12 protein-coding genes are annotated in these 12930 nt (G+C 70.0%); 8 read left to right on the top strand and 4 right to left on the bottom strand.

The genetic code is table 11. The features are described from left to right. The 4 genes from VFL28_12290 to rpoD form a co-directional block, all read left to right on the top strand. The coding region (locus VFL28_12290; GenBank protein HET7265442.1) for an ATP-binding cassette domain-containing protein at window positions 1–521 on the top strand (521 nt) is incomplete at its 5' end. Next, window positions 475–1224, top strand: coding sequence for an ABC transporter ATP-binding protein (locus tag VFL28_12285; GenBank protein ID HET7265441.1), 750 nt, complete (start codon window positions 475–477; stop codon window positions 1222–1224). The genes VFL28_12290 and VFL28_12285, both read left to right, overlap by 47 nt. Before the next feature lie 148 nt (window positions 1225–1372). Continuing rightward, window positions 1373–3202, top strand: coding sequence for a DNA primase (gene dnaG / locus VFL28_12280; protein ID HET7265440.1), 1830 nt, complete (start codon window positions 1373–1375; stop codon window positions 3200–3202). A gap of 55 nt (window positions 3203–3257) precedes the next feature. After that, a complete protein-coding gene (gene rpoD / locus VFL28_12275; protein HET7265439.1) occupies window positions 3258–4346 on the top strand; it encodes an RNA polymerase sigma factor RpoD in 1089 nt (362 codons plus the stop codon). 111 nt (window positions 4347–4457) lie between these two features. Here the strand turns inward: rpoD and VFL28_12270 are convergent, their stop codons facing one another. After that, the gene (locus VFL28_12270; protein HET7265438.1) at window positions 4458–5039 is read right to left on the bottom strand and encodes a DUF5666 domain-containing protein; all 582 of its coding nucleotides are present in this window, start codon (window positions 5037–5039) and stop codon (window positions 4458–4460) included. A gap of 126 nt (window positions 5040–5165) precedes the next feature. Here VFL28_12270 and VFL28_12265 point away from each other — a divergent pair, with 126 nt between their 5' ends. Beyond that, window positions 5166–6224: an Ldh family oxidoreductase gene (locus tag VFL28_12265; GenBank protein ID HET7265437.1), complete on the top strand. Its 1059-nt coding sequence runs from the start codon at window positions 5166–5168 to the stop codon at window positions 6222–6224. A 10-nt stretch (window positions 6225–6234) separates the two neighbouring features. Here VFL28_12265 and VFL28_12260 read toward each other — a convergent pair whose 3' ends face one another. Next, window positions 6235–8097, bottom strand: coding sequence for a S9 family peptidase (locus VFL28_12260; GenBank protein ID HET7265436.1), 1863 nt, complete (start codon window positions 8095–8097; stop codon window positions 6235–6237). A 50-nt stretch (window positions 8098–8147) separates the two neighbouring features. On the opposite strand from VFL28_12260, the gene VFL28_12255 reads away from it, so the two are divergent. From VFL28_12255 to VFL28_12245, 3 genes are all read left to right on the top strand, one after another. Next, the gene (locus VFL28_12255; protein HET7265435.1) at window positions 8148–9410 is read left to right on the top strand and encodes an MFS transporter; all 1263 of its coding nucleotides are present in this window, start codon (window positions 8148–8150) and stop codon (window positions 9408–9410) included. 81 nt (window positions 9411–9491) lie between these two features. After that, a complete protein-coding gene (gene ahcY, locus VFL28_12250; protein ID HET7265434.1) occupies window positions 9492–10748 on the top strand; it encodes an adenosylhomocysteinase in 1257 nt (418 codons plus the stop codon). Continuing rightward, entirely contained in the window at window positions 10748–11938 is a 1191-nt protein-coding gene (locus VFL28_12245; protein ID HET7265433.1) for a pyridoxal phosphate-dependent aminotransferase, read from the top strand. Before ahcY ends, VFL28_12245 begins: the two co-directional genes overlap by 1 nt. 39 nt (window positions 11939–11977) lie before the next feature. On the opposite strand, the gene VFL28_12240 is transcribed toward VFL28_12245, so the two are convergent. Together VFL28_12240 and VFL28_12235 are read right to left on the bottom strand one after the other, a co-directional pair. Beyond that, window positions 11978–12316, bottom strand: coding sequence for a gamma-glutamylcyclotransferase family protein (locus tag VFL28_12240; GenBank protein ID HET7265432.1), 339 nt, complete (start codon window positions 12314–12316; stop codon window positions 11978–11980). Then, complete coding sequence (locus VFL28_12235) at window positions 12316–12906, bottom strand: helix-turn-helix transcriptional regulator (protein HET7265431.1); 591 nt, start codon at window positions 12904–12906, stop codon at window positions 12316–12318. Before VFL28_12235 ends, VFL28_12240 begins: the two co-directional genes overlap by 1 nt. Window positions 12907–12930: the final 24 nt, after the last annotated feature.

The following is a 12930-nucleotide window of genomic DNA, read 5'->3' as shown; positions in this document are numbered from 1 at the left end:
TGCGCCTCTTTCCCGACATGACGGTGCTCGAGAACGTCCTCGTCGGCATGCATGCCTGGACGCATGCCAACGCGCTGGGCGCCGTGCTGCGGCCGGCAGCCGTCCGCACGGAGGAGCGCGAGTCGGTCCAATGGGCGACGGAGGTCTTGAAAATCTTCGGTAACCGGCTCGTGCCGCGGGTGAACCATCTCGCGGGCAGCCTGTCCTATGCGAACCGGCGGCGTCTCGAGATCGCCCGCGCGATCGCGTCGCGGCCGGCGCTGCTGCTGCTCGACGAGCCGACGGCCGGCATGAACCCCGCGGAGACACTCGAGCTGGCCGACCAAATTCGCAGCCTCAAGGACATGGGCCTCACGGTGCTGTTGATCGAGCACAAGCTGAACGTCGTCAACACCATTTCGGACAAGGTCGCCGTGCTGGACTACGGCGAGAAGATCGCCGAAGGCACCGCGGAGGAGGTCCATCGGAACCCCGATGTCATCCGAGCCTATCTCGGCCGGACGTCCGCTGCTCGAGTTTAAGGACGTCGACACCTACTACGGGGAGCTCCATGCCCTGAAGCGGGTCAATTACGAGATCGGCGTCGGCGAGATCGTCTGCCTGCTCGGCGGCAACGCGTCCGGCAAGTCGACGACGATGAAGACCGTGCTGGGGCTCGTGCGGCCGACGCGCGGCACCGTCATCTACCGCGGCGAGCAGATCTCCCGGCTCTCAACCGCGGAGCGCGTCCGCCGCGGCATCGCTCCGGTGCCGGAGGCCCGCCGGCTGTTTCCGCGGATGACGGTCTTCGAGAACCTCGAGATGGGCGCGTTCACCCGCAGCGACACGGCCGGCATCGCGGACGACCTCGACCGCGTCTACGCGCTCTTCCCGCGCGTGAAGGAACGCCGCACCCAGCTGGCCGGCACGCTCTCCGGCGGCGAGCAGCAGATGGTGGCGATCGGCCGCGCGCTCATGGCCCGGCCGCAGCTGCTCTGCATGGACGAGCCGTCGATGGGGCTCTCCCCGGCCTTCGTCGAGCAGGTCTTCGACATCATCCAGACGATCAACAAGCAGGGGACGTCGATCTTCGTCGTCGAGCAGAACGCGAATATGGCGCTCAGCATCGCGCACCGCGGCTACGTGCTGCAGACCGGCCAAGTCGTGCTGTCGGGCACCGCAAAGAGCCTGCGCGAGAACGAGATGATCCGGCAGGCCTACCTCGGAGAGATCAAGACCGCGTAGTCCGTCCGCGTTCGGTTCCCGCTGTTCGGTATATCGGTATATATGAGAGGACCGGCTCCGCGGGGTGGAGAACTAGAGAGAGGTCCCAGCGTGGCGGGCGCGGCCTTATCTGCTTTTACCGATAGGGCCTTTTTCGCGGGTGCGAGCGATGGCCGGACGGTCGAGAGAGGTCACAGACGAGATCCGCCGGCGCATCAACATCCTCGATGTCGTCTCGGCGCACGTCACGCTGAAGCGATCCGGCCGGCGGTACACCGGACTCTGCCCGTTTCATTCCGAGAAGACCCCGTCGTTCACCGTCAATCCCGAGCTCGGGTTCTTCTACTGCTTCGGCTGCCACGCGGGCGGCGACGTGTTCGATTTCGTGATGCGGCTAGGCGGCGTGGCCTTTCCCGACGCGCTCGCCGACTTGGCCGATCGGGCCGGGGTGCGGATCGAACGGACGCCCGAAGAAGAGCGGCAGGGCGGCGAGCGCGAGCGCCTGCTGCGGACGGTCGCTGAGGCCGAGGCGTACTACCGCGCGCAGTTGGCCGGCGAGGAAGGCCTCGCGGCCCGACGGTACTTGGCCGAGCGCGGGGTGAGCGCGGAAGCGGTCGAGGCCTTCCGGCTGGGCTTCGCGCCCGCGGGCTGGGACGGCCTCCTGCGCGCATTGCGGTCCCGCGGCTTCGACGGGACGGCGCTCGAGCAGGCCGGCCTGGCGGTTGCCCGCGCGGGCGGGGACCCGTCCCGGAGCGCCAGCGGGCATTACGATGCGTTGCGGAACCGGCTGATCTTCCCGATCCGGGACCTGCAGAGCCGGCCGGTCGCCTTCGGAGGCCGGGCGCTCGACGACGCGACGCCGAAGTACCTGAATACGCGCGAGACCGCGCTCTTTGTGAAGGGCCGCACACTCTTTGCGCTCGAGGCGGCCCGGCCGGCGATCCGGGAGAACGGCGAAGCCGTCGTCGTAGAAGGGTACATGGACGCGTTGGCGTGTCATCAATTCGGTGTCGGGGCCGCGGTGGCGTCGCTGGGAACGGCGCTCACACAGGACCAGGTCCTGCTGCTGAAGCGGTTTGCCTCCCGTGCCGTGCTGGTCTACGATGCCGACGCGTCGGGCATGGATGCCGCGGAACGGGGGCTGGCGATCTTCGAACAGGCTGAGCTGCCCGTCCGGGTGGCGGTGCTTCCCGGAGGGGCCGATCCGGACGAATTCTTGCGGGAAAAGGGTCCGGAGGCCTTCCGCGAAGTGCTGGCAGGCGCTCGGTCGGTGTTCGACTACCGGTTCGCCATGGCCTCGGCCCGGCACGACGCAAGAACGGTGGAAGGAAAGGTGGGAATTGTAGACGAACTAAGCCAGTTGATCATTATAGCACCAAACCCGGTCCGGCAGTCGGAGTACGTCCGGTTGCTGGCGGAGCGCCTAGGGGTCCGCGAGGACGCCATCAGAGGACAGATGCGCCGTCTCGCGAAGGATCGTGACGAGCCGAGACGGCCGCCGACCGCGCCCCGGACGAGCCAGGGGGCCGTCGGGACCGCGCCGCGCGGGGCCGACGGGCGGGCAGGAGCCGAAGCACTCCTTCTACATCTTCTGGTGGCGGACGCAGCGGTGCGGAGCGCGGTTCGCGGGCTGGTCGACGCGGACGCGTTTCGAGAGCCGGTTCATCACGCCCTCGCGCAGGCGCTCCTGAATCCGGAGGCGGAAGGCCTCGAACCGGGCCGGCTTCGCGAACGGCTGCGGGATGAGCGTGTGATCTCGCTGCTGAGCCGGTTCCTGATCGAGGAACCGCCGGTGCGTGGGGACGCGCGCCGGATCGCGGAGGGGTGCCTCCGGACGATGCGGCTCGTCGAGGTAGGGGAACGGATCGACCGCCTGACGGCCGAGCACGCGGAAGCGGTACGCGGCCGAGACGACGGCCGCCGGGACAGGCTGGCGGTGGAACTGCTGGAAGCACGAAAGGAAAAGGAACGGATCAGGGAGTTGAAGGTCAGTGTCTAAACCGCGTCGCGCACAGGTCACTACCGAGTCGGAGGCCGCTACGACGAAGCGCCGCCTGGAGGCCGAAAAGGCCCTGGCCACGCTGCCGGCCGAGATGCGCCAGCTCGTCGAGCAGGGCCGCCGCCGCGGCTATGTGACCTACGAGGAAATCCAAGAGGCCGTACCCCAGGTTGAGCACACTCTGGACGAGTACGACAAGATCTACGGCATGCTCGGGGATCTCGAGATCAAGGTCGTCGACGACCCCAAGGAAGCCGAAAAGGAGAAGGAAGAGGAAGAGGCGGAGCCGGTCGAGCTCGAGCCGCTCGAAGGGGTCAGTATCGACGACCCCGTCCGGATGTACCTCAAGGAAATCGGCAAGGTGCCGCTGCTGTCATCCGCGGACGAGGTCAAGCTCGCCAAGCGGATGGAGCGCGGCGACGAGGACGCGAAGCGCCGCCTCATCGAGGCCAACCTTCGGCTTGTCGTCAGCATCGCCAAGAAGTACGTCGGCCGCGGCATGCTGTTCCTCGACCTGATCCAGGAGGGCAACCTCGGCCTGATCCGCGCGGTCGAGAAGTTCGACTGGCGCAAGGGCTACAAGTTCAGCACGTACGCCACGTGGTGGATCCGGCAGGCGATCACCCGCGCGCTCGCGGACCAGGCGCGGACGATCCGCATCCCGGTCCACATGGTGGAGACGATCAACAAGCTGATCCGCATCTCGCGGCAGCTGCTTCAGGAGTATGGGCGCGAGCCCACGCCGGAAGAGATCGGCCAGGTCATGAAGATGCCGACCGAGCGGGTGCGCGAGATCATCAAGATCGCGCAGGAGCCGATCTCGCTGGAGACGCCGATCGGCGAGGAAGAGGACAGCCATCTCGGCGACTTCATCGAAGATCAGGACGCGCTGGCCCCGGCCGAGGCGGCGTCGTTCACGATGCTCAAGGAGCAGCTGGAGGGCGTGCTCGACACGCTCACGCCCCGCGAGCGGAAGGTCCTCAAGCTGCGGTTCGGCCTGGACGACGGACGGCCGCGCACGCTGGAGGAAGTGGGCCGAGAGTTCGGCGTGACGCGCGAGCGGATCCGTCAGATCGAGGCGAAGGCGCTCCGCAAACTGCGGCATCCGAGCCGGAGCAAGCGGCTCAAGGACTTCATCGAATAGACGGCCTATCCCGGTAGACGAGGGCCCGGTCCGATCCGGCAACCGCCGGATCGGCCGCTCTCTGGACCGTCGCCTGCCGGCGACGCGGGCGCCCGAACCGGCCGCCGGTTCCTATTCGATCGACACGTACGACGCGGTGATGCTGCCGTAGCCGTCGTTCTCGCCCCGCACCCTCACGTGCTCGCCGGCCTTGAGGTCGCTGAGTTTGCCTTCCACGATCCGTCGAATCGGCGTGTTGTTCGGCACGACGATCGACGTGGTCTGGTCCTGGTAGGCCAGCTTGAGCGTGCGGCCCGAGACTCCCGAGACGACGCTCGCGACGTTCATATTGGTCATGATGTTGCCCGACTCCATCGGCCATTGACCCTTACGCGCGCTCGGGAACCCGTCGAGGATGTTCATCGAGACGGCGGTGAGCGTCCCGTCCGCCGCTTTGCTCGCAGTGATCGCGAGAAACGTCCCGATCTTCACGTCGGCGAGCGCAGCCGGCAGCCGGCGAATCACCTGCGTCTTGTCGTTCAGCGTGACGGTCGTGCTGCCCGTCTTCGTCGTGATGACGGCCGACGTCGGCGTCGCGGTCGCGATGGTTCCCTCGACCGTCGTCGCCGGCTGGGCGGCGACGCCCGGCGCGCCGGCCGTGACGAGCGCCAGCGCGAGGACGGCGGCAAACATGCTCACTCGGTGCGATGACATCGGTGCGCCTCCAAGAGAGTTCGATCACCTTGGGTGCGGTGTTGGCAAACGCGCGACGCGTTTCCTCCCGCCGTTTCGCACATGTTACAATCGGTGACGCAGTTTCGCGAAAGAGGTGGTCGCCGCATGACCGCACGGTTCCAACCCGACGCCCTGACCACGCTTGGGACGAAGATCTTCGCCGCCCTCGGCGCGCCCGATGACATCGCGCGCGTGGTCGCGCGATCACTCGTCGACGCCAACCTGACGGGGCACGACTCCCACGGTGTGCTGCGGATTCCGCAGTACGCGCAGCGGATCCGGGACGGCCTCGTCCGGCCCGCGGTGCGTCCCAAGGCGATCGAGGGGCGGCACGCGGTGGGCGTGGTGAGCGGCGAGTGGGGCTTCGGGCAGCTCGCCGGCCGCCTGGCGCTGGACGAGGCGGTGCGGCGCGCGCGAGAATTCGGGGTCGGCGCCGTTGGGGTGGTGCGGTGCAACCACCTCGGCCGGATGGGAGAATACATGGAGCGTGCGGCCGATCAGGGTTGCGTCGGATTTGTATGGGTCGGGGGGCTCGGACGGCGCGCGGCGGTGCCGCACGGCGGAAGTCAGCCCACGCTCGGCACCAACCCGATCGCCGTAGGCTTCCCCGTACAGGACGAGTATCCGTTTGTGATGGACTTCGCCACCACCGCCGTCGCGGCCGGCAAGATCATGGTCGCCCGGGCCCGGCACCTTCCGCTGCCGTCGGGCTGCATCGTCGACAAGGAGGGCCGGCCGACGACGAGCGTCGAGGACTACTACGCCGGCGGGGCGCTGCTGCCCGCCGCCGCGCACAAGGGGTTCGGGCTGTCCGTGGCCGCGGAGTTGCTCGGCCAGGCGCTGACCGGAGCCGACGCCATTCACGACGCGCCCGGCAAAGAGCCCGTTCACAATCACTCCGGCGCCCTGTTCATGGCCCTCGACCCCGGGGCGATGCGTCCGGCGGAGGAGGCGAAGGCGCAGGCGCGCCGGATCGCGGACCGGATCCGCGCCGTTCCGCCCGCCGCGGGCTTCGATCGCGTGCGGACGCCCGGCCAGCCGGAAGCCGAGTCGCGTCGCGCTCGCGCGGCCGGGTTCGAGGTCCCCGGCGACACGTGGCGGGCGCTCGTCGAGTGCGCCCGGAGCGTGGGTTTGCGGGACGAGGACCTGCCTTCGCCGGAGTAGCGGAAGAAGTTCAGGCCGGCGGCGTGAGGTGGCGGCGCAGAAACTCAGCCGTCCGGCGGTTCGCGTCGATTTCGTTCTCGCGCCGCCGGAAGCCGTGGCCTTCGTCCGAGTAGACCGTTAGTTCCGCGACGCCGCCGTTCGCGCGGACGGCGCGGGCGATCTGCTCCGCCTCGTCGGCCGGGCACCGCACGTCGTTCGCGCCGGCCAGCACCAGCAGCGGCGCGCGGATGCGGTCGGCGAAGAAGATCGGCGAGCGGTCCCGCCACAGCGCGGCGTCCTCGACGGGATCGCCCATGCGCGCGCGGTCGGCGTCCCGCAGCGTCTGGTCCTCGTGCTCGTATTCGGTAAACCAGTTGGCGAACGGGACGATCGCGACCCCCGCCGCCCAGCGTTCAGGGTGCTTGGTCAGCGCCATCAGCGTCAGGTAGCCGCCGTAGGATCCACCCATCACCGCGATGCGCTTCGGGTCGACGTATCCGCTTCCGGCGATGCTGTCCGCGGCCGCGAGGACGTCGCGCAGATCCCCGCCGCCCATGTCCCGCATGTTGGCCTCTTCGAACGCCCGGCCGAAGCCGGTCGAGCCGCGGTAGTTCGGCGCGATCACCGCGAAACCGCAGGAGACGAGGTACTGCACGAGCGGCGTCCAGCCGTTCAAGTGCTGCGCCGCCGGGCCGCCGTGCACGAACACGATCGCGGGCGCCGGCCGGTCGGAGCGCGCCCCGGGCGGCAGATAGACGAAGGCCGAGATCGGCGTGCGGTCGAACGACGGATACGTTACCAAGCTCGGACGGACGAAATCGCCGGCGTCGAGTCCCCCGACGAGGGAGCGGCTCAACCGGACCGGCGTCGCGTCTGCCGTCCCGCACAGCCAGAGTTCAAAGGGCGAGGTCGCGGCGCCGTGGAGCAGCGCGAGCGCGTCTCCGCGCGGCGAGAACACCGCGTCCGCGACGACGCCCGCCGGCACGTCAATCATCCGGGAGCCGCCGCCGAGCGTTCGCAACATGACCGTATGCGTCCCGCCTTCGTTCCGCGCGCACACGTACTGATCGCCGGCCGGCGCGACGTCGAGCAGTTCCACATCCCACTCGCCCGCGTCGAGCCACGTCACCTCCCCGGTCGCGGCGTCCACGCGCGCGACGCCGTACGTCCCGTGCGGCGTCGCGCTGGAGGACACGAGCAGGGCGCGGCCGTCGCCCGTCCAGCCGAGCGCGACGTGGTCGGCGTTCGCCGCGATCGGCAGGAGGGTCCGCTCTTCGCCGCTCGAGAGGTCGAGAACGCCGACGCCGCTGTGCGCATAATCCCACGTCCGCGTTACGGCGAGCCGGCGTCCGTCCGGGCTCCATCGCACGACGGTGCACTGGCCGCCGTCGTGCCCGGCAACGCGCTGTACGTCCGCGGTCTCGGGGTCGAGCCGGTAGACGTCGTAGGTTCCGGGCGCGGCCCGCTCGGCGGCGAACGCAAGGGCGCGGCCGTCCGGCGACCAGCGCATACTCCGGTACGCCACGCGGTCGGTCGAGGTGATCGCCCGCGGTCGTCCGTGAGGCAGGGGCTGCAGGTAGAGGTTCGGTTTCTCGTTGCCGCCGCGGTCCTGCGTGAACAAGACCCAGCGGCCATCCGGCGACGGCCGGGCGAGCGCGGTCCGCTCACCCGATACGGTCAGTTGGACCGGCCACCCGCCTCCGCGCGGCACCTGCCAGATGTTGAAGCGGCCCGTCACGTTCGTTTCGAAGAACAGGACGCGCCCGTCCGCGGACCATTCGACCGCGGCGATCCGCCGCGTGAAAAACAGAGTGTCTAGATCGAGCGGCGCCGCGCGCAGAGGCGGCGGGGCAAGCGGCTGGCTGCGGAGTCCGGCGGCGGGGGTCGGAATCATAGGATCGACTTCTTGCCCGGCCCGCTCATCTTCCTGGTAACGTAGAAGGAATGGCGGCGCGGCATTCGACCGTTTCCGATCTCCGCGTGGCCCCCGGACGCTGGCGCGCGTTGGGACTCATCGCCGCGGCGCAGATCGGGGCGATGAGCACGTGGTTCAGCGCGGCCGCGGTCGCCCCGGCCCTCGCGCGCGACTGGGGGCTGTCCGCGCCGCAGCTCGGGCTGCTTACCGTCGGGGTGCAGGTCGGCTTCGTCGCGGGGGCGCTCGGGCTCGCCGTGAGCGGACTCAACGATGTGCTCTCGTCGCGCACGGTCTTCGCGGCATCGGCGATCGGGGCGGCGATCGCGAACGGCCTCTTTCCGCTGGCGGCCGGGCGGCTCGTGCCCGCGGTCTGCCTCAGGATCGTGCTCGGAATGCTGCTGGCCGGCGTCTATCCCACGGGGATGAAGCTCATGGCGGGCTGGTTTCGCGAAGGCCGGGGCCTCGCGATCGGCACGCTCGTCGGCGCGCTGACGCTCGGGTCGGCCCTGCCGCATCTGATCGCGGCCGAGACGGCGGGCGCGTTTCACTGGCAGTCTGTGCTCGCGGCGACGAGCGCCGGCGCCGTACTCTCGGCGATCCTCGTGGCCGGCTGCGTGCGCCCCGGCCCGTTCGACGCGTCCGCGGCCCGGCTCGACCTCGGCTGGGCGTTTCGCGCGCTTCGCGATCCCGCGCTGCGCCTCGCCAACTTCGGCTATCTCGGCCACATGTGGGAGCTGTACGCGATGTGGACGTGGATCCCGGCGTTTCTGCTGGCGAGCTTCCAGGCGTCGGGTGGTCTCGGCGCCGCGGCCGACGTGCGGCGGTCCGCCGGGTTGGCAGCGTTCGCGGTGATCGGGATCGGCGCGGGCGGATGCATCGCCGGGGGGGCGGTGGCGGACCGGATCGGCCGGACGGTCACGACCGCAGGCGCGATGGCGTTGAGCGGCGCCTGCGCCGTGGCCGCCGGCCTCCTGTTCGGACGCGCCCCGTGGCTGGTCGTCGCGGTGGCGGCGGTCTGGGGCATCGCCGTCATCGCGGATTCGGCGCAGTTCTCCGCGGCGATCAGCGAGATCGCCGATCCCCGGCGCATCGGCAGCGCGCTCGCGCTGCAGACGTCGCTCGGTTTTCTCTTGACCGCGGTCAGCATCCAGGTGCTGCCGGTTGTGGTCGCGGCGGCCGGATGGCGGCCCGCGTTCGTGCTGCTGAGCGTCGGGCCGGCGCTCGGCTGCGTCGCGATGCTTCGGCTGCGCGCGCGGCCGGAATCCGCGCGGCTCGCGGGCGGACGCCGCTGACCGCCCGGGGGAGACCGCGGTTGTCGTCGAAGTGGCCGCGCGCTAGAATTCCGAGGGCGTCGTGAACTCGGGAGGTGTGCAGTGAACGCAGACATCAAGGACCCCGGGCTGGCGAAGGCCGGGTGGGACCGCATCGCGTGGGCGGACGGGGAGATGCCCGCGCTGCGGGCCATCCGGGAGCGGTTCGCGCGGGAGCGGCCGCTCGCCGGCACGCGGATCGCCGCCTGCCTGCACGTCACGACCGAGACCGCCAACCTGATGCGCACGCTCCACGACGGCGGTGCGCAGGTCGCGCTGTGCGCCAGTAACCCGCTCTCCACGCAGGACGACGTGGCCGCGGCGCTCGTGTCGGAGTGGCACCTGCCGGTGTTCGCGACGCGCGGCGAAGACCGCGACACGTACTACCGCCACATCAACCAGGCGCTCGACACGAAGCCGCATCTCACGATGGACGACGGCGCGGACCTCGTCTCGACAATTCACAACTCCCGCTCGGAGCTGCTCGGCGGCGTGCGGGGCGGCAGCGAGGAGACGACGACGGGAGTGATCCGGCTCCGCAGCATGGCCAAGGCCGGCGTGCTCAAGTATCCGATCGTCGCCGTGAACGACGCGCTGACCAAGCACCTCTTCGACAACCGCTACGGCACCGGCCAGTCGACCCTCGACGGGCTGCTGCGCGCCACCAACCTGCTCCTGGCCGGCCGGTCGATCGCCGTCGCCGGTTACGGCAACTGCGGGCGCGGGCTGGCGCTGCGGGCGCGCGGGATGGGCGCGCAGGTGATCGTCACGGAGGTCGATCCGGTCCGCGCCCTCGAGGCGCACATGGACGGCCACCGCGTGCTGCCGATGCTCCAGGCGGTGCGCGAGGCGGACGTTGTTCTCACGGTCACCGGCAATACGTCCATCGTGCGGCGCGAGCACTTCGAGGCGATGAAGGACCGGGCGATCGTGGCCAATTCCGGCCACTTCGACGTCGAGATCGATCTCGCGGCGCTCGCGGATCTCGCGGAGTCGCGCCGGCCCGTGCGCCCGAACGTCGAGGAGTTCCGGCTCCGCGACGGGCGCCGGATCTACGTGCTCGCGGAAGGACGCCTCTTGAACCTCGCGGCCGCGGAGGGCCATCCGGCGGCGGTGATGGATATGAGCTTCGCCAACCAGGCGCTGGTGATGGAGTATCTTGCGAGGCGCGGCGGAACGCTCGCCCCCGACGTCTACGGCGTGCCGCCGGAGATCGACCGGCAGGTCGCGCTGCTGAAGCTCGGCGCCTCCGGCGTGGCGATCGACCAGCTGACTCCCGAGCAGGCGCGCTACCTCGGCGGCTGGCAGGAGGGCACGTGATGCCCGGCGCGCCGTTCGCGGACCGCATGGCGGTGCTCGGCACCGAGACCGCCTTCGAGGTCTTGGCCCGCGCCCGGGCGCTCGAGGCCCAGGGCCGCTCGGTCATCCACCTCGAGATCGGCGAGCCGGACTTCGACACGCCGGCGCACATCAAGGACGCCGCGATCCGCGCGCTGCGCGACGGCTACACGCACTACACTCCGGCCGCGGGGCTTCTCGAAGCGCGCGAGGCGATCGCGGAGGAGGTCTCGCGCTCGCGCCGTATTCCGGTCCACCCTGATCATGTTGTGATCACACCCGGCGGCAAGCCGGTGATGTTCTTCACGATGCTCGCGCTGCTGAACCCCGGCGACGAGGTGATCTTTCCCGATCCGGGGTTCCCGATCTACGAATCGGTGGCGCGTTTCCTCGGGGCCAAGCCGGTACCCTGGGTGCTGCGCGAGGACCGCGAATTCCGGGCGGATCCCGAGGGGCTGCGCGCGTTGATTACGCCGCGCACGCGCCTCGTGATCCTCAATTCGCCGCACAATCCCACGGCGGGCGTGCTGTCCCGCGGGGACTTGGAAGAGATCGCCGGCATGGTCCGCGGGAAGCCGATTACCGTGCTCTCCGACGAAATCTACGGGCGGATCCTGTACGGGGCGGAGTTTGTCAGCATCGCATCGCTGCCGGGCATGGCCGAGCAGACCGTCATTCTCGACGGCTTCAGCAAAACCTACGCGATGACCGGCTGGCGTCTCGGCTACGGCGTCGCGCCGCGCGAGGTGACCGCCCGCCTCGTCCAGTTGATGGTGAACTCCAACTCCTGCACCGCCGCGGCCACGCAGCTGGCCGGCGTCGCGGCGCTGCGCGGCGATCAGGGCTGCGTCGAACGGATGGTCACGGAGTTCCGGCGGCGCCGCGACGTGATCGTCCGGGGCCTGCGCGAGCTGCCGGGGGTCCGCTGCAACGTGCCGGCCGGAGCCTTCTACGCCTTCCCGAACGTGAGCGCGATCGATCCGGACGGCGGCGCGCTCGCGGCGCACCTGTTGAACGACGGCGGCGTGGCGGTGCTCTCGGGAACCGCGTTCGGCGCCCACGGCCGCGGGTTCCTGAGGCTCAGCTATGCCAACTCCGTCGAGGCCATTACCGAAGCGCTGTCGAGGATCCGAAAGTCCCTGGAGCGATTTCCAACCAACCTCAAAAGTTGATCTTCCGGCAGCGGACCGACGACGTCCGACGCCGGCTGTTCAGCGTGTTGTTTGGCCGGCGGCGGGTGTGGCCGGAACGTACGCGAACGCGTCAACCGCCTCGCCGTCGCTCGTCTGGACGCGGACCGTCACACGGCGGTACTCGCGGCCTTCATAGGCGTCGAGCGCGGTGAGGGCTTCCCGGTCCACGTCCTCGAGCAGTCGGCCGCCCACGCGGAAGCCCGCCAGAGGATGGACGACCGGGTAGCCGATCGCGGCGTCGAGCATGCGGCGGTAGCCCTCCAGCACCGCCGGCCGCCACGCGAGGCGGCGACCGAGCAAACGCTCCACAAGGCGCTCGTTCTGCAGGGTGCCGTACACGAAGAGCCGCGACGGCATCAGGCGCGTCCGCGCCGGTGCAGCCACTCCCGCAGCGCGCCGAGGGCCGCTTCCCACCCGAGGCGGAACGCTTCCTGCGCGGCCGCCTCTCGCGATTCCTCGAGGGGTCTCATCGCGGGACCGGACGGGTCGCTGCGCCGTCCCGCGGCGGCCAGGCGCGCTTTGGCGGTGTCCGCGGCGTCTTCGAACCGCAGCTGCTCCAGCGCGGAGCGCAGTTCTTCCGGCGCGATGCCGCGCCCGACCTCCACAGGGAGATGCTCGAGCCGGTGCAGGAGCTCGAGATGCCGCTGCGCGGCTTTCGCGTCGGCGGCCTCGAACGTCTCCCGCAGGCGATCGACGGGATCTTTGACCGGCCGGTCACGGTAGCCGTCGATGAAGTACGCGGGCGGCTGATTGACGGCTTCGCACAGCCGGAGGAACGTTTCGAACTTGGGCAGTGCCTTGCCGCGCTCCCAGTCGCCGACCGCCACGCCGCTCCGCAACCCGAGCACTCGGGCGAGCTCGGTCTGACTCAGGCCCGCGCCGCGCCGCGCGTCGTGCACGCGGCGGCCGAACGCGCGCCGAAGATCCGCGGCGGTCCGCTTTTCCATGGCCTCATTATATCCAACCAACGG

Source organism: bacterium (genome assembly GCA_035691305.1).
Lineage (GTDB): Bacteria > Sysuimicrobiota > Sysuimicrobiia > Sysuimicrobiales > Segetimicrobiaceae > DASSJF01.
The sequence above is the reverse complement of the archived record's forward strand: the minus strand, read 5'-3'. Positions and strand labels throughout refer to the sequence as shown.